The organism is Streptomyces sp. NPDC015242 (genome assembly GCF_043079125.1).
Classification (GTDB): Bacteria; Actinomycetota; Actinomycetes; order Streptomycetales; family Streptomycetaceae; genus Streptomyces.
The window spans coordinates 41,863-66,134 of the sequence record NZ_JBIBUF010000002.1; the positions used below are offsets into that span (position 1 = coordinate 41,863).

A 24,272-nucleotide genomic window follows, 5' to 3' on the forward strand; every position below is an offset into this window, starting at 1 on the left:
GGGTCGTCATGCACGGGCCTCCGCCGTCTGTGCCGCCAGTTCCCGGGCCCGGGTGCGCGCCCAGGTCTCCGCTTCGAGGACGTCCGACACGGTGAGCGAGGTTCCCGCGCGCGGGGTGCCGTGCTCCTCGACGACCCGGGTGACGGTGTCCATGATCCCGTTGAACGGCAGTGCGCCTGCGCGGAACGCCTCGACGCACTCCTCGTTGGCCGCATTGAACACCGCCGGGGCTGTGCCCGCGAGCTCGCCGACGTGCCGGGCGAGGTTCACCGAGGGGAACGCCTCGTTGTCGAGCGGGAAGAACTCCCAGGTCGAGGCCTTGCTCCAGTCGAAGGTGGGCGCCGCGTCGGGCACGCGCTCGGGCCAGCCGAGGCCGATGGCGATGGGCCCGCGCATGTCGGGCGGGGTCGCCTGGGCCAGTGTCGATCCATCCGTGAACTCAACCATCGAGTGGACATACGACTGGGGATGCACGACGACCTCAATGCGGTCGAAGGGAATGTCGTAGAGCAGGTGCGCCTCGATGACCTCCAGGCCCTTGTTGACGAGGGTCGCGGAGTTGATCGTGATGACCGGCCCCATGGCCCAGGTGGGGTGGGCGAGGGCGTCCTCCACCGTGACGTGGGACAGCTCCTCCTTCGTCCGGCCGCGGAAGGGGCCGCCGGAGGCGGTGACCACCAGCTTGCGCACGTCGGCGCGGGTGCCGGCGGCCAGGGCCTGGAAGAGGGCGGCGTGCTCGGAGTCGACCGGGATGATCTGGCCGGGCTTGGCCAGGGCCTTGACCAGCGGGCCGCCGACGATGAGCGACTCCTTGTTGGCGAGCGCGAGGGTGCGGCCCGCCTCCAGGGCGGCGAGGGTCGGGGCGAGTCCGATGGAGCCGGTGATGCCGTTCAGGACGGTGTGGCAGTCGGCGGCGGCGAGCTGCGTGGCGGCGTCCGGGCCGGTGAGGATCTCGGGCAGCGGCTCGCCGGTGCCGTACCGCGCGGTGAGCGCCTCGCGCAGGGCCGGTACGACGTCCTCCCGGGCCACGGCGACCGTGCGCACGCGGAGCCGGTGGGCCTGCTCGGCGAGGAGGGCGACCCGGCCGCCGTTGGCCGAGAGGCCGGTGACCCGGAACCGGTCGGGGTTGCGCAGCACGAGGTCGATGGCCTGGGTGCCGATGGACCCGGTGGAGCCGAGGATCACCACGTCCTTGGGGCCGTCGCCCGCCACCGGGTCGTAGACGAGGTGCGGGTCGGCGAGGGGGGCTGGACTGTCGCTCATCCCTCCATTGTTGCCGTAAGCCCCGTGTGTGAGGACAGCGCGTCCCCTTCCCGGGGGCGCGCGCCGCAGTGGTTCGCGCCCCCAGGCCTGAGCTACCGGACGGGCCGGTGGACGTTCTCCCTCCGCGACGGTCCCGGGGTGGCGTCGGCGATCCAGGGGCCGTCGCCGGACGGGTCGACGATGCCGTGCTCCAGCCACGCGTAGGTGCCGGACAGGACGCCCTTGACGACCTTGCGGTCGAGGTCGTCGGTGTTGGTCCACAGGCGGGTGAAGAGCTCTTCGATCCGGATGCGGGCCTGGCGGCAGAAGACGTCGGCGAGCTGGTAGGCCTCGCGGCCGTGGTCGCCCTGGCTGCGCAGGAGCTCGGCCCGGACGCAGGCCGCGCTCATGGCGAACAGCTCGGCGCCGATGTCGACGATCCGGCCGAGGAAGCCCTGCTTGGACTCCATGCGGCCCTGCCAGCGGGACATGGCGTAGAAGGTGGAGCGGGCGAGCTTGCGGGAGGTGCGCTCGACGTAGCGCAGGTGCCCGGAGAGGTCCACGCCGTGCTTGAACTCGGCGTAGGAGGTGGGCAGTTGGCCCGGTCCCGCGACCAGCTTGGGAAGCCACTTGGCGTAGAAGGCGCCGGCGTTGGCGCCGGCCTTCGCCTTGTCGCCGAGGGACTTCTCGGGGTCGATGAGGTCGCCGGCGACCGAGAGGTGGGCGTCGACGGCCTCACGGGCGATCAGCAGGTGCATGATCTCCGTCGAGCCCTCGAAGATGCGGTTGATGCGCAGGTCGCGCAGCAGTTGCTCGGCGGGGACGCCGCGTTCGCCGCGGGCCCGCAGGGACGCGGCCGTCTCGAAGCCGCGGCCGCCGCGGATCTGGACGAGTTCGTCGGCCATCGTCCAGGCCATCTCGGAGGCGTACAGCTTGGCCAGGGCGCCTTCGATGCGGATGTCGTTGCGGTCCTCGTCGGCCATCTGCGAGGCGAGGTCCGTGACGGCCTCCAGGGCGAAGGTGGTCGCCGCGATGAAGGAGATCTTGGAGCCGACCGCCTCGTGGTGCGCGACGGGCTTGCCCCACTGCTCGCGGGCCGCCGACCACTCGCGGGCGATCTTCAGGCACCATTTGCCGGCCGCCACGCAGGACGCGGGCAGGGACAGCCGCCCGGTGTTGAGGGTGGTCAGGGCGATCTTCAGGCCCTGGCCCTCCTCGCCGACCCGGTTGGCGGCGGGGACGCGGACCTGGTGGAAACGGGTGACGCCGTTCTCGATGCCGCGCAGGCCCATGAAGGCGTTGCGGTTCTCGACGGTGACGCCCGGCGAGTTGGTCTCGACGACGAAGGCGGTGATGCCGCCCCGGTGGCCCTCGGACCTCGGCACGCGGGCCATGACGACCAGCAGGTCGGCGACGACGCCGTTGGTGGTCCACAGCTTCACGCCGTCCAGGACGTAGTCGTCGCCGTCCGGCACGGCCGTGGTGGCCAGCCGGGCCGGGTCGGAGCCGACGTCGGGCTCGGTGAGCAGGAAGGCGCTGATGTCCGTGCGGGCGCAGCGCGGCAGGAAGCGCTCGCGCTGCTCCTCGGTGCCGAACAGCTTCAGCGGCTGGGGCACGCCGATCGACTGGTGCGCGGAGAGCAGCACGCCGATCGCGGGGCTGGCGGAGCCGGCCAGGGCGAGTGCCTTGTTGTAGTACACCTGCGTGAGGCCGAGGCCGCCGTACCTGGTGCCGATCTTCATGCCGAAGGCGCCGAGCTCCTTCAGCCCGGTGATCACCTCGTCGGGGATCCGGGCCTCACGCTCGATGAGGGCCGGGTCGACCTTCGTCTCGACGAAGTCGCGCAGCTTGGCGAGGAACTCCTCGCCGCGCTCGGCCGCCTCGTCCTCGGGGACGGGATGGGGGTGGATGAGGTCGAGCCGGAAGCGGCCGAGGAACAGCTCCTTGGCGAAGCTGGGCTTGCGCCAGTGCTGTTCCCGGGCGGCCTCCGCCACCTCTCGGGCCTCCCGCTCGGTGACGGCGGGACGGGATGAGGGGGTGGTGGAAGCGGACATGAGGGTCACCTCGCCGCATCTAGGATGAGTGATGACTTGACGTTACCGACCGGTGCTACTGGATCGTTGGTACCCGAAAGCGGACGCCCTCACCAGTCCTCGCGCGTCCGTTCGGCCGAAGGGGCGCGGCGGGCGCGAGACTTGCCCGGGGGGACGCGGACGGTGTTGCATCGAGGTGCCTTCCCGGAGGCCGGGACCGCTCCCGGAAACCGGAATCGAAGCGCTTCGACAGCCTATGGACACCCACTCGCGCTGGAGCTACTGTCGAACCACCCTCGCCCCTCCCTATCAGCAAGGCGCGCTGTCGAAGCGCTTCACAAAAAACTTGGAGAGCTGGATGGTCACCCTCGCCGAGGTCGCCCAGCACGCCGGAGTCTCGGCGAGCACGGTGAGCTATGTCCTCAGCGGCAAGCGGTCGATCTCCTCGCCCACCCGGCAGCGGGTCGAGCGGAGCATCCGCGAACTCGGGTACCACCCGAACGCCGGGGCCCGCGCCCTGGCGAGCAGCAAGTCGAACATCATCGCGCTGATGGTCCCGCTGCGCACGGACATGTACGTGCCCGTGATGATGGAGATCGCCATCGCGGTGGCGACCGCCGCGCGGACCCACGGCTACGACGTGCTGCTGCTCACCGGCGAGGAGGGGCCCGACGCGGTGCGCCGCGTCGCGGGCAGCGGGCTCGCCGACGGGATGATCCTGATGGACGTCGAACTCGACGACGAGCGGCTGCCGTTGCTGCGGGCGACGGACCAGCCGTCCGTGCTCATCGGGCTGCCCGCCGACACCGCCGGACTGACCTGTGTCGACCTGGACTTCCGGGCGACGGGCGCGCTGTGCGTGGAGCACCTGGCCGGGCAGGGCCACCGCGACATCGCTGTCATCGGTGAGGCACCGGCGGTCTACGAACGGCACACGGGCTTCGCCGAGCGCACCCTGGACGGGCTGCGGTCCCGGGCGCGGGAACTGGGCGTGCGGCTGCTGCACCGGCCCTGCGAGGGCGGGTACGACGCCGTGGCGGTCACGCTCGCCCGGATCCTCGACGAACGCCCGGGCACCTCGGGGCTCATCGTGCAGAACGAGTCGGCCATCGAGCCGCTGCTCGCCCTGCTGCGGCAGCAGGGCCGGGCCGTGCCCGAGGACGTGTCGGTGGTCGCGATCTGCCCCGACCAGGTGGCGACGCAGGCCTCGGTGCGGCTCACGTCGGTCGCCCTCCCCGCGCAGGAGATGGGCCGGCGCGCGGTGGAACACCTGGTCGCCAAGCTGGAGGGACGCGGCAGCGACGAGGTCGTGCTGCTCGCACCCGAGCTGACGGTACGGGCCAGCACGGGACCGGCGCCGAGCCGCCCGTAGGCACCCCCTGCCCCCTGCCTGCTTCTGCTCTCCCCGGCCTCGTTGCGCACCTCGCCCCCTCCCCGGGGGCACCCTGTCCGCACTCCTCCAGGAGCACAGGAGCACGCGTGAACCAGCCTGCTGAGATCCAGCCCCAGGTGAGCCTGGCGCAGTCCTCCCCCACCGTCGGCACGTGCCGCGAGCGGGACGGCGCGCTGGAGTGGAGCGGCCGCCAGGAGACCGTACGGATCGAGCCGTGGGGTCCCGACGCGGTCCGGGTGCGGGCCCGGCTCGGCGGCCCCCTGCTCGACGGGCTGCCGGGCGCCCTGCTCGACGAGGCCCCGGCGGCGCCGTCCGCGGTGTGGACCGGCGACGGCGCGGGCCGGCTGACCGTGGGCGCGCTCACCGTGGAGGTGGACGCCGAGGGCATGATCCGCTTCCTGCGCACCGAGGACGGCGGCGAGCTGCTCGCCGAGGAGCGCGCCCACTTCTGGTGGCCCGGCCCCCGCCTCTACACGGCCGTAGGCAACGGCCACCACCGCCTGGAGCAGCGCTTCGCCGCATACGACGGCGAGAAGCTGTACGGCCTCGGCCAGCACCAGCACGGGCGGCTGGACCAGAAGGGCCTGGTGCTGGACCTGGTGCAGCGCAACGCCGAGGTCGGCATCCCGGTGCTGACCTCCAGCCGCGGCTACACGCTGCTGTGGAACAACCCGGCGATCGGCCGCGTGGAGCTGGCGCACAACGGCACCCGGTGGGTCGCCGACTCGGCCCGCCAGATCGACTACTGGATCACCGCGGGCACCCCGGCCGACGGTCAGCGCCGCTACAGCGCGGTGACCGGGCGGACGCCGATGCTGCCCGAGTGGGCGGCCGGTTTCTGGCAGTGCAAGCTGCGCTACCGCACGCAGGACGAACTCCTGGCGGTGGCCCGCGAGTACAAGCGGCGTGGCCTGCCGATCTCGGCGATCGTCTGCGACTTCTTCCACTGGACGCACCTCGGCGAGTGGAGGTTCGACCCGAAGGAGTGGCCGGACCCGGCGGCGATGGTGCGGGAGCTGGACGAGCTCGGCGTCAAGCTGGTGGTGAGCGTCTGGCCGTCGGTGTCGCCGCTGAGCGAGAACCACCCGGTCATGGAGCAGCGCGGGTACTTCATCGGCACCCAGTACGGCCCGACGGCGCACGCCGACTGGCCGGACAAGGGAGTCGCCTCCACGGTCCAGGTCGCCTTCTACGACGCCACCCGCCCCGAAGCCCGGGCGTTCGTGTGGTCGAAGGTGAAGGAGAACTACCTGCATCCGTACGGCATCACGGCGTTCTGGCTGGACGCCTGCGAGCCGGAGCTGAAGCCGGGATTCCAGGAGAACCTGCGCTACTGGGCGGGTCCGGGCCTGGAGGTCGGCAACCTGTACCCGGCCGAGAACGCCCGCACCTTCCACGAGGGCCTGACCGCGTCCGGCGAGAGCGAGGTGGTGACCCTCAACCGCTCGGCGTGGGCGGGCAGTCAGCGCTACGGCGCCGCCCTGTGGTCCGGCGACATCGGCACGGACTTCCCCACCCTGCGCCGCCAGATCGCGGCCGGCCTCAACACCGCGCTGTCGGGCATCCCGTGGTGGAACACCGACATCGGCGGCTTCCACGGCGGCGACCCGGACGACCCGGCGTACCGGGAGGTGATGGTGCGCTGGTTCCAGTTCGGCGCGCTGTCCCCGCTGATGCGCCTGCACGGCTTCCGCGACCCGGGCATGCCCCTGGGCCCGGACATGACCGGCGGCCCGAACGAGGTGTGGTCCTACGGCGAGGAGGCCGGGGCCGTGCTGGAGAGGTACCTGCGGCTGCGGGAGCGGCTGAAGCCGTACGTGCTGGACGTGATGCGCGCGGCTCACGAGGAGGGGCTGCCGGTGATGCGGCCGCTGTTCCTGGAGTTCCCCGGCGACGAGGCCGCCTGGCCGGTCGACGACTGCTACCTCTTCGGCCCGGACCTGCTGGTCGCCCCGGTGCTGACGGCCGGCGCCACCACCCGGACCGCCTATCTGCCGGCGGGGGCCGTCTGGACGGACGCCTGGACGGGTGAGACGTACCAGGGCGGCCGGGCCGTGACCGTCGACGCCCCGCTGGACCGGATCCCGCTGTTCCTGCGGGACGGGGCACGGCTGCCGGTGGTGGAGTAGCCGCCCCGGCCGGGGCCGGCCGGCGTGGCCGGCCCCGGTTCCCGCGGGTCAGCCGCCGCTGACCGTCAGATTGTTGGTGGTGAAGTTCAGGCCGCCCGACGACGAGGTGATCTCGTAGCCGAACTGCACGTCACCGATGGTCTCGTTGCCCATCCACTTCTTGGTGTCCTTGATCCACTTCAGGATCGGCAGGATGTTGACGCTGCCGGAGGTGGAGTCGGAGGTCCGCAGGAACGAGAAGACCTCGTTGGCGCCGTTGTTCCCCTTGTAGACGTTCCAGGTGTGACCGCCGAGGGTGACGCTGCCCTGGAAGGTGCCCAGGGGCCCGACGGCACCGTTGTGGTTGACCCAGAGCATGATCTCGTAGTCGTAGTCGGTGTCCCAGATGTCGTACGACGTGTTGTACGCGCCGGACGACGGGACCGTCACGTTGTAGCTGCTGGTGAGTGAGGTCAGCGAGGTGATCGTCTTGTTGATCACCTTTTTGGAGTTGGGGTAGGACTTGATGCCGCCGGTGTTGGGGTGGTCGGCCCAGACGCCCCAGTTGGTGCCGGAGTTGGCCCAGACGCACTGGCTGCCGGCGCCGGAGCCCCAGATGTTGTTGTAGAGCGTGTAGCCGTTCAGGCTCGTGTTGCCCCACTGGTCGCAGGAGTTCCAGACGGCGGCGGAGGCGGGGGCGGCGGCGAGGCCGACGGTGGCGCCGAGCGCCAGGGCCGGGGCCAGCAGGGCCTTGCCGAACCTGCTCAGGGTGCGTGTTGCCATGGTGTCCCTTCCATGGGTGGGGGGAATCGCGGAGGTGGGGTCACCGCGCTCTCACGGTGAGGACGCGGTCTTCTCCGGCGACGAGGTCGAGGGGCTCGCCACCGGAGGAAGTCCTGAGTTCGACGCGGACACTGCGGCTCGGCCGGAGCACGGCGGTGGCGCTGCCGTCCCGGCTCCAGGTGAGGTCGAGTGCGGCGCCGAAGCGGGTGCGCACGCCGCGCAGCGCTCCGCCGGGGAAGTCCGCCGGAAGCGCGGGCAGCAGCACCAACCGGCCGGGGGTGGACTGCACGAGCATCTCGATCAGCACGGCGGGCAGGGTGTGCGCCGCGTCGGCGTTGTAGACGTCCCGCCCCGGGTAGTGGGCGCTCATCAGGGAGGCGTGGAAGAAGTCGCCGTGCAGGACCCGGCCGAGGGCGTGTGCGACACGGTCGCCGTCGCGCAGCCGGGCCGCGACGAGGGCGTGGTGCAGGTGGCCGTGTGCGGAGTCGTTCTCGGCGCCGCGCAGTTCCAGGGCACGCAGGGCCGCGGCCGCGAGGGCAGGGGTGTCGTAGGGGGTGATCTCGTCGAGCGGCCAGACGCCGTAGAGGTGGCTGAGGTGGCGGTGGTCGTAGGAGTCCTCCAGGCCCGGCCAGGCCCATTCGGCCAGCGCCCCGTCGGCGTTGACGCGGTGCGGCGGGAGCCGGTCGGCGAGGGCGTTCCAGCGCTCGGCGTCCGGGGTGCCCGGGTGGTAGGCGGCGGCCGTGCGCAGGGCGTGGCGGGCCGCGGAGAGGTCCATGGCGGCGTTGATCGTGCCCCAGCTCGCGTTGGCGGGGCGGTTCTCGGGTGAGTAGGACGGGACGACGACGAGGTGGCCGTCGTCGTCGGTGCGGGTGAGGAAGTCCTGGTAGAACAGGGCGACTTCGGCGAGGGCGGCGGCGGTGCGCGGGTCGCGGGCGCCCCGGGTCTCGTCGTGGTCGACGAGCGGCTTGAGCAGCCAGTCGGCGCCGGCGGTCCACAGGTGCAGCGGGTACTCGCGGTCGAAGTGGTAGGAGTGGCCCGACTCGCCGTCCGTGTGGGCGGGGGCGACGGCGCCGCGGGTGCCGAAGATCGCGCCGGCGTTGTCGCGCCAGTCGGGCAACTGGCGCTGGACCAGGCGCGCGTGGGCCTCGGTGACCTCGGGGAGGGCCGCTGCGGCGGCCGAGGCCGTCTGGAGGTTGAGGTTGGCGTCCTGGGTGAAGGCGCCCGACCATGCGGTGTTCCAGTCGCCGGTCCACAGTCCGGTCAGGCGGGGCGGGAAGAGGCCGCTCGCGCTGAGCAGGTGGTAGCGGCCGGCGGCGAAGAGGCGTTCCAGCAGGGCGGGGCTGTCCGGCCGGTCGAGCAGCCCGGAGCCGGGCAGGGCGCGTTCGGCGGGGTCGGCGCCGAGGTCGAGGGTGACGCGTTCGTAGGCGGTGCGGTGCAGGGCGGTGTGGCGGTCGAGGAGTTCGCCGTGGCCGGGCAGGTCGCGCAGGGCACGGCCCTCGGCGACCACGTCGAGGTCACCGGTGTGCCGGAACACCCGGGTGAGGAGCAGCACCGACCGGGCGCCCTCGATGTGCACGCCCGGGGGCACCAGGGTGGTCGTGCCGCCGGTGACGGTGACCTGGGTGACGCCGGTGCAGGCGCGGTCGCTGTCCGGGTAGCGGGCGCGCAGGCTGAGCAGGGCGCCTTCGGGGGTGAGGACGGCTCCGTGGCCGACCCCGAGTCCGGCGGGGGCGCCGGGCAGCCGGTGGTCCAGGTCGATGTCGAGGGTGAGGGCGGGGCCCGTGACGTGCTGGACGATCACGTCGTCGGCGCGGGAGACGAAGACCCGCCCGGTCCAGCCCTCGCAGGTGGCGCTCACCACGCCCGTGGTGAAGTCGACGTCCCGGCGGTAGCCGGGGTGCTCACCGGGCGGCCGGTTCACACGGATCTGGAAGGCGGGGTGGAAGGGCTGCACCCATTCCAGCGGGCGGCCGTCCGTGAAGCTCTCGGCGGCGCTCGTGTCGCCCGCCAGGAGGCGGTCCTGGAGCGCGGCGAGACCGGCCGCGAGCTGTGGTGGAGCGGCGTTCCGGCCGTTGGGCCGCACGAGGGTGTGATGAGTGACGACGACCCGCTCGGCGTTCGGGTCACCGAACACGAGGACGCCGTGGTGGCCGTTGCCGCTGAGGAAGGCGTCCTCCCAGCGGCCGGCGGGGTGCGGCTCCCAGGTGCCGTGGACGGGGGCGGAGCTGGTCATGGCCGGAGCACCGCCGCCCCGTGGCGGCCGAGCGTGATCCGGTCGGTGACCTCGGTCCCGGTCAGCAGGTCGTGGTGGGTCCCGGGCACCTCGACGGTGACCGGTTCACGGCCGTGGTTGAGCACGAACAGCACCTCTCCCCGGCGCAGGGCTTCCACCTGGTCGGGCAGCGCTTCCAGCACCGGCCGGACACCCGCGCCTTCGGCGATCCGGGCCAGCAGGCCGCGCAGTGCCCCCTCCTCGGGGAGGGTCGACACGTACCAGGCCCGGCCCTTGCGCAGCACGGCGGGCAGTCCGTCGAGCTCACCGCCCTGGTAGGGCAGGGTCTCGTCGGCGGTGCCGTCGCCCTCCAGTTCTTCGGACCACAGCGTGCCATGGAAGCCCTCGCAGGCGGCAGTCTCCCCCTCCTCCAGCGGCCACCACTCGTGCAGCGTGCGGATGCCGAACAGCGCCCGCAGCCGGGCGTCCATGCCGCCGGGGCGGATCCGGTCGTCCTCGTCGGCGACTCCGGTCTGGAAGCCGCAGACGAGGGTGCCGCCCTGGCGGACGTAGGCGAGGAGGTTGCCGATCGCGGTGTCGGTGAGCGCGTACAGCTGCGGCGCGACGACGACCGCGTACGGCGTCAGGTCGTGCTCCGGGTGGGCGAAGTCGGTGGCCAGGTGCGCCTGCCACAGGGCCCGGTGCCAGGTTCGCAGGACGTCCGGGTACTGCACGCGGCGGGACGGGCGGCCGTCCTGGTCGCCGGCCCACCAGGCGTGCCAGTCGTGCAGGACGGCGATGTGCGCCGTGACGTGCCGGCCGGCCACCTCCGGGGCGATCCGGGCCAGATCGGCGCCGAGCCGCTTGACCTCCTGGTAGGTCCGGCCCTCCTCCCCCGCGTGGCTGACCATGCCGGAGTGGAACTTCTCGGCGCCCTGCCGGGACTGCCGCCACTGGAAGTAGCAGACGGCGTCGGCGCCCCGGGCCACGGCCTGCAGCGACCACAGCCGGTTCAGGCCGCGGGGCTTGGGGTGGTTCACGCCCCGCCAGTTGACCGGCCCGGCCGCCTGCTCCATGAGCATCCAGGGCCCGCGCGCCTGGGAGCGGGTCATGTCCTGGACCAGGGCGCCGCTCTGCGCGCCGAGCGGGTCGCGCGGGTCGGGGTAGAGGTCGACGGAGACGACGTCCTCCTCCCGGGCCCAGCGCCAGGCGTCCTGTCCGGACCACAGCGGCATGAAGTTGCTGGTGACCGGGGTGTGCGGGGTGTGGCGGCGGACGATGTCCCGCTCGGCGGTGAAGCACTCCAGGAGCATGTCGGAGGTGAAGCGCCGGAAGTCCAGGACCTGGCCGGGGTTGCGCAGGTAGTGCGGCAGGCGGGGCGGCAGGATGCCGTCCCAGGTGTCGTAGCCCTGGCTCCAGAAGGCGGTGCCCCAGGCCTCGTTGAGGGCGTCGAGCGTGCGGTACCTGGCGCGCAGCCAGCGCCGGAAGGCGGCCGCGGCCTCGTCGCCGTAGTCGTAGGTGCAGTACTCGTTGTTGATGTGCCACAGGGTCAGGGCCGGGTGGCCGCCGTAGCGGGCGGCCAGGTCCTCGGTGATGGCGGCGGCGTAGCGCCGGTAGGTGGCACTGGAGTGGGAGAAGTGCTGCCGGCCGCCCCACCACTCGGTGCGGCCGTCCTCGGTGACGGGCAGGGTGTCGGGGTGCAGCCGGCCCATCCAGGGCGGGGGCGAGGCGGTCGGGGTGGCGAGGACGACGCCGATGCCGTTGTCGTGCATCAGGTCCATCAGCGTGTCCAGCCAGCCGAACACGCGCGCCCCGGGCTCCGGTTCGAGCTTCGACCAGGAGAACACCCCGAGCGTGACCGAGTTGACCCCGGCGGCCTTCATCAGCCGGACGTCCTCGTGCCAGGTCTCCTCCGGCCACTGCTCCGGGTTGTAGTCGCCGCCGAAGAGCAGCCGGCCCCGGGTGGCGTCGCTCAGGCCGGGCATCAGACGGGATCCCCGTACTGGACACCGCGCCCGTTGGTGGCGACGTAGACCCGGCCGTACACGCGCGGGTCGCCGGTGATGGCGGCGCCGGTCCAGCCCCACTGGTGCCGGTCGTCGTTGACGCGCACCCAGGTCCTCGCCTCGTCGTCCGAGCGGTACACGGCGGTGATGCTCCCGGTGGAGCCGACCATGTAGAGCGCCGGGTAGGAGGCGCCCTCGGCTGCCTTGCCGAAGCCGAGGGTGTACGAGGCCCGGCAGCTGCCGACCCTGCCGACGGTCGCGCCCCCGTCGGTGGAGCGGTACAGCCCGTTCCCCTTCAGGCTGAGCCACAGGTCGCCGGAGCGGCCCGGGGCGGCGGCGAGCTGGAACTCGGTGTCCCCCGAGCTGAGACCGGTGGCCCGGGCCGAGAAGGTGCGGCCGCCGTCGGTGCTGGCGAAGAGCGTGCCGGTGGTGGTGTCGAAGGCGTAGAAGCGCGAGGGGTCGACGGGGTCGGCGACCGGGACGGCACCCCGGGGGAAGGAGGCGACCTCGGACCACGTGCCGCCGTCGTCCGCCGAGCGGAAACCGGGGTTGCCCGGGCCGAAGGACCACAGCAGCACGCTGCCGTCGGCGTTGGTGGCGATCGGCCCGGGGGCGCTCGCGGCCACGGCCGGCTGGGACGCGAACGGGGCCCAGGTCCTGCCGCCGTCGTCCGACCGGGCTCCGTTGCCGTGGTCGCCCCAGCCCGCCCGGACCACGTACGCGGGCCTGGCGGCGGCCAGCGCCAGACCCGTCGACGTGCCGAACACCGGGTTCGACGCCATGCCGCGCGAGGGCGAGGCCGTGAGCCGCTCGTGGTACATCACACCGATGTCCCCGGACCCGCTGAGCAGGTGCGCCTCGCCGGCCGGGGGCGAGAGGAGCTGGCGGACGGAGGCCTCCTCCAGGCCCCGGATCTGCGGGGCCCAGTGGGTGAGGTCGCGGGTGCCGTAGAGGGTGGCGCCGGTGCCGAAGACGATGTGCTTCGAGTCGTACGGGTCGAGGCCGACGGCCTGGATCCACCAGCCGAACTTGGGCTTGTCGGCGCCCCACGCGAGGTACGGCGTCTCGGAGACGTCCAGGACGGCCGTGTCCTTCAGGGAGGTCCAGGTGCGGCCGCCGTCGGTGGTGCGGTACAGGGTGTCGACCAGCGCCCAGCGGTTGTTGGTGGAGACGACGGCCGTGCCGGGGCGGCGGGCGTCGACGGCGACACCGCCGTACCCGAAGGAGTCGGTGCCGCCGTCGCCCGTCGTGCCGCCGGGCCGCACCGGGGTGACGTCGGTCCACTTCCCGTCGGGCGTGCGCAGCTTGTGCACGCTGCCGTCGGACTGGCCGTTCGGGCCCGGGGCGTCGGCGTATGTCACGTACAGCTCGCGCGTGTGCCGGTCGTACGCGGCGCGGACCGGCACCTTGGCGGCCCTGCCCGTGGGCTGTCCGGGGACGGCCTCCCAGGTGGTGCCGTCGGCGGTGCGGTAGAGGTTCGCGGTGGTGCCATCGGAGTCGCCCCAGCCGGCGTAGACGGTGCGGCCCGCCGCGACCAGGAGCGTGACGCCCTGGCCGGTGGCGCTCGGTGCGGCGGGGAAGTCCACCGCCTGCCAGGTGGCGCCGCGGTCGGCCGACTTGAGCAGCCCGTCGTGCCGGGTGCCGAGCCACAGCGTGTCGCTGTCGCGCGGGTCGACGAGCAGCCGCTCACCGCAGCCGCGGCCGTCCTCGTTGGCCCCCAGCTTCACGGCGAGGTCGGTGCGCCGCCAGGTCGCGCCGCGGTCGTCGGAGCGCAGCACGGCCCCGTTGCCGGCCCAGGACTGGGTGTAGGTGCCGAGGGCGAGGTAGAGCCGGTCCGGACGGGCCGGGTCGACGGCCATGGCCTCCACGCCGAGGAGGTTCCAGTCGTCCCAGCCGAGGTGGTCGACGAGCGGCACCCAGCGGCCGGCCCGGTCCTCCCAGCGGTAGGCGCCGCCGATGTCGGTGCGGGCGTAGGCGAGGCCGCGCACGGCCGGGTGGAACAGCACGCCGGTGATGAATCCGGTGCCGCCCTGGACGACGTTGCGCCAGCGGTAGGCACCGCTCGCGGCCGGGACGGCGGCGTGCGCGCGCCCGGGCAGGAAGGGGACGGTGAGCGCGGCGACGGCGGTCCCGGCCAGGACGGTTCTTCTGCTCGGGCTGGACGCATGCATGACACACACCTCGGCATCTGGGGGGAGGGGGGAAGCGCCCGGAAGGGGCGCGGGGAACTGCGCGATCAGCCACGGCGGGAGCCGCACCGGTACGGCGACGGACGGCCCGGGGGCGTCAGCCCTTCACCGCGCCGGTCAGCATCCCCTTCTTGAAGTGCCTCTGCACGAAGGGCGACAGCACGGCGACCGGCAGCAGGGCCATCACCATGACCGCCATCTGCACCGCCAGCCCCGATAGCTGGCCCGTCTTGATGGCCTGGCCGAGACCGACCGGTGCCTCCTGCTTCTGCACGAGCTGGATCATCACGTTCTGCAACGGCATCATGTCCTGGTCGTTCAGGTAGAGCGAGGCGTTGAACCAGGCGCTCCAGTAGCCGACGGCGTAGAACAGCGTGATCACCGCGAGGACGGCCCGTGACAGCGGCATGACGATCTGCCAGAGGATGCGGAAGTCCCCGGCACCGTCGATGCGCGCGCTGTCGACGAGTTCCTGCGAGATCCCCATGAAGAAGCCGCGCAGCACCAGGATGTTGAAGACGCTCACCGCGCTCGGCAGGACCAGCGCGAGGTAACTGTCCGTCAGGCCGAGGGACTGCACGAGCAGGTACGTGGGGATGAGGCCGGCGCTGAAAAACATGGTCGCCAGCAGCGTCATCAGGATCCAGCGGTGGCCGAGGGACCCGCTGCGGGACAGGCCGTAGGCGCACAGCACGGACACCGCCATGGAGAACAGCGTGCCGGCCAGGGTGACGAGGATGCTGATGACCGCGGCGCGGGTGACCTGGCCGCCGCTGAGCAGTTCCCGGTACGCGATGAAGGTGATGCCCTCGGGCACCAGCACCAGGCCGCCCGCCTCGTCGATGGTCTTCCGTGAGGAGAGGCTGGTGACGATGACGATCCACAGGGGGAAGAGGATCGCCAGGCAGGCGAACGACAGGGCGATGCCCTTGCCCGCCAGACCGGCCTTCGAGGGCTCCTCCTCCCACGCGGGCCGGGGCGGTGCGGCCCACGGGCGCGGCTTGTCCACCGGTTTCCCGACGACGGTGCTCACTTCTTGTACACCCCCTGCTCGCCCATGAGATGGGCCACCTTGTTCGCGGCGAGGACCAGGCCGATGCTGACCACGCCCTTGATCAGACCCGCGGCGGCCGCGTAGCCGAAGTCCTGGTTGCGCACGCCGTTCCACCACACGAAGGTGTCGAGGACCTCCCCCGCTCCCGGCCCGACGGCGTCGCGTTGCAGCAGGATCTGCTCGAACCCGACGGTCAGGGCGTCACCGACGCGCAGCACCAGCAGGAGCGCGATCACCGGGCGCAGGGCGGGCAGCGTGACGTGCCACATGCGGCGCCAGCGTCCGGCCCCGTCCATGGCGGCCGCCTCGTAGTGGTCCTGGGACACCGAGGCCAGGGCGGCGAGGAAGACGATGATCCCCCACCCGGCGTCCTTCCACACGCTCTGCGCGGTGAGCAGGAAGGCGAAGGTGTCCGGGTTGGTCATGATGTCGATGCCGTCGTACCCGTTCTGCCGCAGCAGCTGCGAGAGCATGCCCGCGCCGCCGAACATCTGCTGGAAGACGGCGATGACCAGCACCCACGAGAAGAAGTGCGGCAGGTAGAGCACCGCCTGCGCGACGGCCCGCACGCGGGGCCGGACCACGCTGTTGATGAGCAGCGCGAGCAGGATCGGGATCGGGAAGAACAGCACCAGCTGGACGAAGAACAGCACGAGCGTGTTCTCGACGGCGTTCCAGAAGGCCGAGTCCTCGACGATCCGCTGGAAGTTCTCCATGCCCACGAAGGGGCTGTTCAGGATGGAGACGACGCCGTTGTCGCTGATGTAGGGGTCGTAGTCCTGGAAGGCGACGACGTTGCCGAGGATGGGCAGGTAGTTGAAGACCAGCACCAGCAGGACGGCCGGCAGGGTCATGAGGACCAGGACGCGGTCGCGTCGGAACCGGTGCCGGAGGCTGAGCCTGCCCTCGGGCGGTTTCTTGGGGGAACCGGTGGCGCCGGCGGAGGCCACCGGGGTCTTCCGGGGCGTTGCGGCCTCGGTACCGCTCCGAGGCACCGTGCTGTGCGACACGGCTGTTCTCCTTGCCTCAGGGCCGGGTCAGCTCGCCGCCGAGCCGTTCTCGTCGAGGAGCTTCCGGTACCAGTCGCGGAGCTTGTCGCCGCCCTTGCTCTTCCAGTCGGAGACGAACTGCTGCATGTCGCCGATCTTCTTGCGGCCGCGGACGATGTCGTCCTCCAGCTGCTCGACGTCGTTGGTGAGGTTGGTGTACCGGGCGGGCTCGGTGATCTGCATGCCCCAGAAGGCGGACTTCCTGGTGAACGCGCCCATCCGCTGCTGCCACTCGACCTGGCCCCTGGCGACCTCGGGGAAGTCGGGGTGCGCGAGGGTCGCGGCGGGGGACGCGACCATGACGTAGGCGTTCATCACCTCGATGTTGCCCTTGTCGGTCTTGACGGGGACGCCGTCCTTGACGGTGTAGTGGGTGCCTTCGACGCCGTAGTTGGTCATCATGTACTCCTTGGTGCCGTACGGCGCCGCGGTGACGTTGGCGACGGCCAGCACGTCGCGCACGACCGACTCGGAGGCCTTCTTGTTGACGAAGGCGAAGATGCCGGCGGGCTGATCGGCCCACAGGACGGGGTCGCCTCCGTCGTGGCCCCAGACGTCCATGCCCCAGATCTTGAAGTCCGGGTTCTGGGTGGCCTGTTCGGCGGTGCGGCCCCACCACTGGGAGATGTTGTTGGGGTAGATCAGGAACTCGCCCGCCGCGAACTTCGGGCCGGCGTCGGGGGCGTTCTTGCCCATCTTGGAGTCGGGGTGGACGACCCCGGCGGCGAAGAGCTTGCGGGACCACTCCAGCGCCTCGAGGAACTCCTCGGTCTCGATGCGGTTGATCAGCTTGCCGTCGACGAGGTTCCAGCCGAGCGGCTTCTCGCTGCCGGAGAGCACACCGAAGGCCTGGAAGGCGGTCCACTTCATGTCCAGGCAGGCCCACCGCCTGGCCCGGGCGTTGGTGATCTCCTTGGCCAGCTCCATGAACTCGTCGCAGGACTTGGGGACTTCGTAGCCCTCCTTCTCGAAGATGTCCTGCCGGTACAGGGGCACCATGGAGGGGGCGGACGGCGCCGGCATGGGCAGGCCGCGCAGCTTGCCGCCGAAGATGGAGCGCCGCCAGGCGTCGGTCGGGATCGCGGCGAGGTTCGGGTACCGCTTGACCTCGTCCCCGGACAGGTAGGGGCCGAGGTCGGCGAACTTGCTGATGATGGCGCTGGGTATCTTGCCGCCCATGTTCCAGCCGGGGACGACCACCACGTCCGGGACGTCGCTGGAGGCGAGGACCGCGCCGAGCTTCTGGTCGTAGGTGTTGCCGTCCTGGTTCTGCCAGACGACGTCGACGCCGATCAGGTCGTTCATCGCCGTGTAGTAGGCGTTGCCCTGCTTCGGCGGCGAGCCCCAGAACGGTGCCATGACGGTGACCTTGCCGCCCTTGCCGAGCTTCTTCGGCACGGACGTCTTGAGGGTGGCGAGGTCCAGCTTGCCGGTGAAGCCGGCGGCCGAGCCGTTCTTCGACGGGATGTCCGGCTTCACCACGTTGCTGGCCACGAAGGCGGGCAGGATCTTCTCGGCGTCCTTGCCCGAGGTGGTGCCGTCCCGCGATCCGCTGTCCGATCCGCCGCACGCGGCGAGCAGGGGCATCCCGCCCGCGACCGCTGCGGTGGCGACCGCCGTGGAGGCGAGGAAACTTCTCCGGCTCGGTCCCGAGGAGGCGGAGGCGGCGTTCGGCGTCATTGCGTCAACCCTTCATGGCACACCAGGACACCCGGCGGAGGCCGTCGGCTGCGGTGTCTCGAGTGGAACTGGCTGAGCTGAGGCGCGCTCTCGGCCGCTGCACCCGGGGGTTCCGCAGTCGAAGCGCTTCGATGTTGCTGCGAGGTTAAGTGAACGCCCCAGGGCGCACAAGAGTCGTTCCCAAACTTCCTCCCGACCTCGGAGGCCGACCTTTTCTCATGCACGACTTGACGGGATGGCACCGGTCTCTTGACAGCGACTGCTTGCCGATTGAGCATCGAAGCGCTTCGAAAGCGCCTCGCCGATCCAGTGCAAGGGATCCCCACGTGACCGCACACACGCCGCCCACCGAACCGTTCCGCGATCCGCGCCTGCCGTTCGCGGAGCGCGTCGACGACCTGCTGGGGCGGCTCACCCCGGACGAGAAGATCTCCTTCCTGCACCAGTTCGCTCCCGCCGTCGAGCGGCTCGGCATCGCCGCGTTCCGCACCGGCCAGGAGGCGCTGCACGGCGTCGCCTGGATGGGCCCGGCGACGGTGTTCCCGCAGGCCGTCGGGCTCGGCGCGACCTGGAACACCGACCTGGTACGGCGGGTCGGCGACGCGGTGTCCCGGGAGGTCCGTGCGATGCGCGCCAAGGACGACCGGGTCGGCCTCAACGTGTGGGCCCCGACGGTCAACCTGCTGCGCCACCCGCTGTGGGGGCGCAACGAGGAGGGCTACTCGGAGGACCCGAAGCTGACCTCCGCGATCGCCACCGCCTACACGCACGGCCTGCGCGGCGACCACCCGGTGTACTGGCGCACCGCGCCCGTGCTGAAGCACTGGCTCGCGCACAACAACGAGACGGACCGCGCCACCACGTCGAGCTCGGTGCGCCCGCGCGTGCTGCACGAGTACGACCTGCGGGCCTTCCGGGACACCGTCGAGGCGGGCGCGGTGGCCGGGGTGATGCCCGCGTACAACCTGGTCAACGGCCGCCCCAACCACGTCTCCCCGTATCTGCGCGAGCACCTGCGCACCTGGACCGGCGAGGAGCTGCTGGTCTGCTCGGACGCGGGCGCGCCGAGCAACCTGGTCGACTCCGAGCACTACTTCGACACGCACGAGGAGGCGACCGCCGCCTCGCTCGTCGCGGGCGTCGACAGCTTCACCGACCACGGCACGGACTCCTCGCAGATCACCGGACGGCTGCGCCGGGCCCTGGAGCGCGGCCTGTTGACGGAGGCGGACCTCGACCGGGCCGTCCGCCGCCAGCTCTCGGTGCGCTTCCGGCTCGGCGAGTTCGACCCCCGCGACGACCCGCACGAGGCGACGGCCGCGTTCGACACCCCGGAGCACCGCGCCCTCGCCCGGGAGGCCGCCGAGCAGGCGATCGTGCTGCTGAAGAACGACGGGCTGCTGCCGCTGGCCGCCGGCGCCCGCGTCGCGGTGGCCGGACTGCTCGCCGACGAGTGCAAGCTCGACTGGTACAGCGGGACGCTCATCCACCGCTCGACGCCGCTGGAGGGCCTGTACGAGCGGTTCGGGGCGGACCGGGTCGACTTCGCCGAGGGCGTGGACCGCGTGCGGCTGCGGACGTCCGCGGGCGCGTTCCTGCACGTGCCGGAGGCCGGGGACACCGGCGACGGGGTACGCGGCGCCGAAGGCGCGCTCGACCCGGCGCTGCTCGCGGGCCGCACCGACCTGCCGCCGCTGACCACCGACGCGTCCGGCACCGAACTGGCGCTCGTCGACTGGGGCGGGGGCGTGCTGACCCTGCGGGCGCCCGACGGCCGCTACCTCTCCGTCGCCGGGGACGGGTACGTCCGCGCCTCCGCCGACCAGCCGGGCGGCTGGGTCGTGCAGGAGACCTTCACCCTGGAACCGCACGGGGACGGGCACCTCCTCAAGCACCTGGGAACGGGTCGCCACGTCTGTGTCTCCGCCGGCGGCGTGAAGGTTGCCGACGGGGAACCGGAGGTCTTCGAGCTGGTCGTGACCGAGCGCGGCGAGGAGGCGGTGGCGCGCGTCGCCGCGGCGGCCGACGTGGTCGTGGTGGTCGCGGGCAACGACCCGCACCTCAACGGCCGGGAGACCGAGGACCGTACGACGCTGCGCCTGCCGGAACACCAGCAGCGGCTCTTGCGCGCGGCCCGCGCGGCGAACCCGGCCACCGTGCTGGCCCTGGTCTCCGCCTACCCCTACGCCGTCGACCCGGCGGACCTGCCGGCGGTGCTGTGGACCGCGCACGGCGGCCAGGCGGCCGGCACCGCCCTGGCCCGGGTCCTGGCCGGCGACGTCTCCCCCGGCGGCCGGCTCCCGCAGACCTGGTACGCCTCCGACGCCGACCTGCCGGACCTGCTCGACTACGACGTGATCGGCAGCCGCCAGACGTATCTCTACTTCGAGGGCACGCCCCTGTTCCCCTTCGGGCACGGCCTGTCCTACGCCGCGTTCTCCTACGACGGCCTCACCGCCCGGGTGGGGGACGGGTCGGTGCGCGTCTCCTTCTCCGTCACCAACACCGGCGAGGTCACCGCCGACGAGGTCGCCCAGGTGTACCTGCGGGCCCTCGGTCCCGCCGTCCCCCGTCCGCGCCGCGAGCTGCTGGACCACCGGCGGATCACGCTCGCCCCGGGGCAGTCGGCGGAGGCGGCCTTCGACGTCCCGCTGTCCGCCTTCGCCTTCTGGGACGTGGCCCGGGGGCGGTGGCGGGTGGAGCCGGGCGCGTACGAACTGCTGGCGGGGGCGTCCAGCGAGGACATCCGGCTGCGGACGACCGTCACGCTGCCCGGCGAGCCGGCCCTGCCGCGCCCGGTGGTCAGCGACGGCGTGGACGCGGCCTCCTTCGACGAGCAGCGCGGCATCGAGATCGTCGACCGGACGAAGGTGTCGGGCGACGCCGTGACGCCGGCGGATCCGGCCGGCGGCGAACTGGTCTACCGCGCCTGCGACTTCGGCAGCGGCGTCTCCGGGGTGACGCTCCTGGTGTCCGGCTCGGGCACCGTCGAGCTGTCCCTGGACGGCGGCCCGGTGCTCGCGGTGCTGTCGACCGCGGTGCCCACCGCGGGCCCGTACGACTACGTCCCGCTCGTGGCCGCCGTCGCCGCCGCGGGCGTCCACGACCTGCACCTCGGGCTGCGCGGCCCGCTGCGGCTCGCGCACGCCGGCTTCTCCGGTTGAGGGTCCGGACACAGGCCGGCGCACAGAAGGGGCCCGGCACCGGAAGGCATCGGTGCCGGGCCCCTTCGCGGAGCCTATATGAAAATGGTTCCCATGAGCCAGGGGGCGGAGGCTAGAGGGTGATGCCGGTCAGGACCATCACGCGCTCGTAGGTGTAGTCCTCCATGGCGAAGCGCACGCCCTCGCGGCCCACGCCGGACTGCTTCACGCCGCCGTACGGCATCTGGTCGGCGCGGTAGGACGGCACGTCCCCGATGACCACGCCGCCGACCTCCAGGGCCCGGTGGGCGCGGAAGGCGGTCTGCAGGTCGTGCGTGAACACGCCCGCCTGGAGGCCGTACTTGGAGTCGTTGACGGCGGCGAAGGCCGCCGCCTCGCCGTCCACCTTCTGCACGGTGAGGACCGGCCCGAAGACCTCCTCGCAGGAGATCGTCACATCGGCCGGGACCTCGGCCAGGACGGTCGGCGCGTAGGTGGCGCCGTCGCGCTTGCCGCCGGTGAGCAGCCGGGCCCCGGCGTCGACGGCCTCCTGGACCCACTTCTCGACGCGCTGGGCGGCGTCCTCGCTGACCAGCGGGCCGACGTCGGTGGCGTCGTCACTCGGGTCGCCGGTGACCTGGGCCTCGACGGCGGCGACGATGCGCGGCAGCAGCCGGTCGTACACCGAGGCGTCGGCGATGACGCGCTGGACGGAGATGCAGGACTGGCCGCCCTGGTAGTTGGAGAAGGTGGCGATGCGGTTCGCCGCCCGGTCCAGGTCCTCGTCGCTCGCCCAGTCGGCCAGGACGACGGCCGCGCCGTTGCCGCCCAGCTCCAGGGTGCAGTGCTTGCGCGGCACCGAGTCCATGATCGCGTAGCCGACCTTCTCGGAGCCGGTGAAGGAGATCACGGGCAGGCGCTCGTCCTGCACCAGCGCGGGCATCTTGTCGTTGGCGACCGGCAGGATGCTCCAGGAGCCGGCGGGCAGCTCGGTCTCGGCGAGCAGGTCGCCGATGATCAGGCCGGACAGCGGGGTGGCCGGGGCCGGCTTGAGGATGATCGGGGCGCCGGCGGCGATGGCCGGGGCGACCTTGTGGGCGCAGAGGTTCAGCGGGAAGTTGAACGGGGCGATGCCCAGCACGACGCCCTTGGGGAAGCGGCGCGTGAAGGCGAGCCGGCCCTGGCCGCCGAGGTCGGTGTCGAGGCGCTGGGCCTCGCCGCCGTTGAACCGCCGGGCCTCCTCGGCCGCGAACCGGAACACGGACACGGCCCGGCCGACCTCGCCGCGCGCCCACTTCATGGGCTTGCCGTTCTCGGCGGAGATCAGCCGCGCGATCTCCTCGGTGCGCTCGGCGAGGCGGCGGCTGACGTGGTCGAGGGCGGCGGCGCGGACATGCGCCGGGGTGGCGGCGAACTCGTCGCGCACGGCGTACGCGGCGGCCACGGCCTCCTCGACCTGCGCGTCCGTCGGCACGCTGACCTTGCCGACGACCCGCCCGTCCCACGGGGAGGTGACGTCGAAGGTGTCCTCGCCGGTGGCCTGGCGGCCGGCGAGCCAGAAGGCGTGGGTGGAGGTCATGTTCGTTCCGGCCCTTCGGCGTTGGGGGTGATCCTGAGCTACGGACCAACGGTAGGGGCGCAGCGGCCGAACAGCGTTTGTCCGGCGCGTAGCAGTGGAAGCCGCGGACACTACGGTTTGGCTAGTCGGAGTGGGTCGCCTTGAGAGCCAGCCAGAGCTCCATGCGCACGTCCGGGTCGTCCAGGGAACGGCCGAGGATCTCCTCCACGCGGCGCATGCGGTAGCGCAGGGTGTGCCGGTGGACACCGAGCTCGGCCGCCGCCGCGTCCCACTGGCCGTGCTTGGACAGCCAGGCGCGCAGGGAGGCGACCAGATCGCCGCGGCCGGTGGCGTCGTGCTCGTACAGCGGGCGCAGCATGCCGTCGGCGAACGCCCGTACGGCGTCGTCCGCGAGCAGCGGGAGCACGGACCCGGCCGCCATCTGCTCGTGCTCCACCAGCACCCGCCCGCGCCGCCGGGCCACCGACAGGGCCTGCTCGGCCTGCTTGTACGCGGCGGAGGCGGCAATGGGCCCGGCCGGGGCCGACAGGCCCACGACCAGTTCGTCCTCCTCGCCGCCCGGCACCTTCTCGCGCGGTCCGGCCCTGCCCGTCTCCAGGGCGGCGGCGTACGCGGCGCAGGCCGCCGCCGCGGCACCGCCGTCCGCGGCCAGCACCACCAGCCGCTCCCCCTCCGGCACGACCAGCACGGCCTCGCCCGCCCGGGCCGCGGCGGACTCCACGACGTCGGCGAGCGCCGCGAGGGGATCGCCGCCCGGGCCGGCCGCGGCGAGGGCGGCGGCCGAGGGCCGGTCGAGGGCGGGTGCGCCCGGCCGGGCCTCGGCACGGGCCAGCGCCGCCGAGGCCGACACCGGCACGCGCTCGGCGACCATCATCCGGAACGGCGCGTCCAGCAGCCCGCCGTACAGGTCTCCGGCGACCGCGCGCGCGTGGTCCGGCTCCCCGGCCAGCAGCATGCGCAGCACCGCCGCGCCGACGCGCTGCTCGGCCGCCTGGAGGGACCGGGAGCGCTCGGTGGTCAGGGTCAGCAGGGCGATCGCCGAGTGGACGGCGTACCGCTCGGCGGTGCCCAGGGTGGCGGCCGTGCCCACGGCGAGGGCCGCGCGGGGCCGCCGTCCGGTCCCGACGGTGTGCAGTTCGACCCGGTCCTCGTTCTCCGGCCCGCCGACCACCGACGAGGCCGGCGCGGGGCGGTCGCGCAGCCGCTGCACGTCACCGGTGAGCCGTGCCGCCCGCCGCCCCGCCCACTCGGGGGCCGCGGCGACGACGGCACCCGACGCGTCGTACAGCGCCGCCCAGCCGTCGACCTGGGCGGCCAGCGCCGCCAGCAGCCCCTCCGGCCCGCCGCTCTGCGCCTGCCGGGTCAGCTCGCGCTGGGCGGCGAAGCCGGCGGTGACGGCCTTGTACTGGTCGGCGGCGATCGCGGCGGACACGGCCTTGCTGATGGCGAGGAACGGGGTGCGGCGCGGCACCTCCAGCAGCGGCAGGCCCTCCTCCTCGGCCGCGTCGACGAGCGCCTCGGGGATCTCCTCGTAGTTGACACCGACGGCGAAGCCGAGCCCCACCACACCGGCGCCGGCCAGTCGCCGTACGTAGCGCCGCATGGCCTCCGGGTCCTCGGCGTCCAGCTTGAGCGCGGTGATCAGCAGCAGCTCCCCGCCCTCCATGTAGGGCACGGGGTCGGCGAGCTCGCTGACGTGCGCCCAGCGGACCGGCACGTCGAGGCGGTCCCCGCCCGCCCGCACGGTCAGCTTCAGCGCGGAGTGGTGGACGAGCGAGGCGAGCGTCGGGGGCATGAGGCC

The 24,272-nt window shown here is 72.6% G+C and carries 14 protein-coding genes; 3 read left to right on the forward strand and 11 right to left on the reverse strand.

Translation table 11 applies throughout. The annotated features are described in order from the left end of the window. Positions 1–6: 6 nt before the first annotated feature. Together dxr and ACF07N_RS05660 are read right to left on the reverse strand one after the other, a co-directional pair. Entirely contained in the window at positions 7–1,263 is a 1,257-nt protein-coding gene (gene dxr / locus ACF07N_RS05655; RefSeq protein ID WP_392108882.1) for a 1-deoxy-D-xylulose-5-phosphate reductoisomerase, read from the reverse strand. A gap of 92 nt (positions 1,264–1,355) precedes the next feature. Further along, positions 1,356–3,296, reverse strand: coding sequence for an acyl-CoA dehydrogenase family protein (locus tag ACF07N_RS05660; protein ID WP_392108885.1), 1,941 nt, complete (start codon positions 3,294–3,296; stop codon positions 1,356–1,358). A gap of 337 nt (positions 3,297–3,633) precedes the next feature. On the opposite strand from ACF07N_RS05660, the gene ACF07N_RS05665 reads away from it, so the two are divergent. Both ACF07N_RS05665 and ACF07N_RS05670 read left to right on the forward strand, forming a co-directional pair. Next, positions 3,634–4,647, forward strand: a complete 1,014-nt coding sequence (locus ACF07N_RS05665; protein WP_392111036.1) for a LacI family DNA-binding transcriptional regulator — start codon at positions 3,634–3,636, stop codon at positions 4,645–4,647. A gap of 107 nt (positions 4,648–4,754) precedes the next feature. Then, positions 4,755–6,797: a TIM-barrel domain-containing protein gene (locus ACF07N_RS05670; protein WP_392108888.1), complete on the forward strand. Its 2,043-nt coding sequence runs from the start codon at positions 4,755–4,757 to the stop codon at positions 6,795–6,797. A 48-nt stretch (positions 6,798–6,845) separates the two neighbouring features. Here the strand turns inward: ACF07N_RS05670 and ACF07N_RS05675 are convergent, their stop codons facing one another. The 7 genes from ACF07N_RS05675 to ACF07N_RS05705 form a co-directional block, all read right to left on the reverse strand. Beyond that, positions 6,846–7,559 carry a hypothetical protein gene (locus ACF07N_RS05675; RefSeq protein ID WP_392108891.1) on the reverse strand — a complete coding sequence of 238 codons (714 nt, stop codon included), beginning with the start codon at positions 7,557–7,559 and terminating at the stop codon, positions 6,846–6,848. 40 nt (positions 7,560–7,599) lie between these two features. After that, positions 7,600–9,792, reverse strand: a complete 2,193-nt coding sequence (locus tag ACF07N_RS05680) for a glycoside hydrolase N-terminal domain-containing protein (protein ID WP_392108894.1) — start codon at positions 9,790–9,792, stop codon at positions 7,600–7,602. Beyond that, entirely contained in the window at positions 9,789–11,756 is a 1,968-nt protein-coding gene (locus tag ACF07N_RS05685) for a beta-galactosidase (RefSeq protein WP_383325935.1), read from the reverse strand. The genes ACF07N_RS05680 and ACF07N_RS05685 overlap by 4 nt, the downstream gene beginning before the upstream one ends. Next, a complete protein-coding gene (locus tag ACF07N_RS05690) occupies positions 11,756–13,948 on the reverse strand; it encodes a WD40/YVTN/BNR-like repeat-containing protein (RefSeq protein ID WP_392108897.1) in 2,193 nt (730 codons plus the stop codon). The genes ACF07N_RS05685 and ACF07N_RS05690 overlap by 1 nt, the downstream gene beginning before the upstream one ends. A 115-nt stretch (positions 13,949–14,063) precedes the next feature. Further along, positions 14,064–14,999 carry a carbohydrate ABC transporter permease gene (locus ACF07N_RS05695; protein WP_392108900.1) on the reverse strand — a complete coding sequence of 312 codons (936 nt, stop codon included), beginning with the start codon at positions 14,997–14,999 and terminating at the stop codon, positions 14,064–14,066. Further along, positions 14,996–16,030: an ABC transporter permease gene (locus tag ACF07N_RS05700; protein WP_383325926.1), complete on the reverse strand. Its 1,035-nt coding sequence runs from the start codon at positions 16,028–16,030 to the stop codon at positions 14,996–14,998. The genes ACF07N_RS05695 and ACF07N_RS05700 overlap by 4 nt, the downstream gene beginning before the upstream one ends. Positions 16,031–16,057: 27 nt before the next feature. After that, on the reverse strand, positions 16,058–17,749 hold the full coding sequence (locus ACF07N_RS05705) for an extracellular solute-binding protein (protein ID WP_392108904.1): 1,692 nt from the start codon (positions 17,747–17,749) through the stop codon (positions 16,058–16,060). Between the two features lie 326 nt (positions 17,750–18,075). Here ACF07N_RS05705 and ACF07N_RS05710 point away from each other — a divergent pair, with 326 nt between their 5' ends. Further along, complete coding sequence (locus tag ACF07N_RS05710; RefSeq protein ID WP_392108907.1) at positions 18,076–20,913, forward strand: glycoside hydrolase family 3 C-terminal domain-containing protein; 2,838 nt, start codon at positions 18,076–18,078, stop codon at positions 20,911–20,913. 112 nt (positions 20,914–21,025) lie between these two features. On the opposite strand, the gene ACF07N_RS05715 is transcribed toward ACF07N_RS05710, so the two are convergent. Together ACF07N_RS05715 and ACF07N_RS05720 are read right to left on the reverse strand one after the other, a co-directional pair. Continuing rightward, positions 21,026–22,471 (reverse strand): aldehyde dehydrogenase family protein, encoded by a 1,446-nt coding sequence (locus tag ACF07N_RS05715; protein WP_392108909.1) that lies wholly within the window; start codon positions 22,469–22,471, stop codon positions 21,026–21,028. A 121-nt stretch (positions 22,472–22,592) separates the two neighbouring features. Next, positions 22,593–24,266: a PucR family transcriptional regulator gene (locus ACF07N_RS05720; protein WP_392108912.1), complete on the reverse strand. Its 1,674-nt coding sequence runs from the start codon at positions 24,264–24,266 to the stop codon at positions 22,593–22,595. Positions 24,267–24,272: the final 6 nt, after the last annotated feature.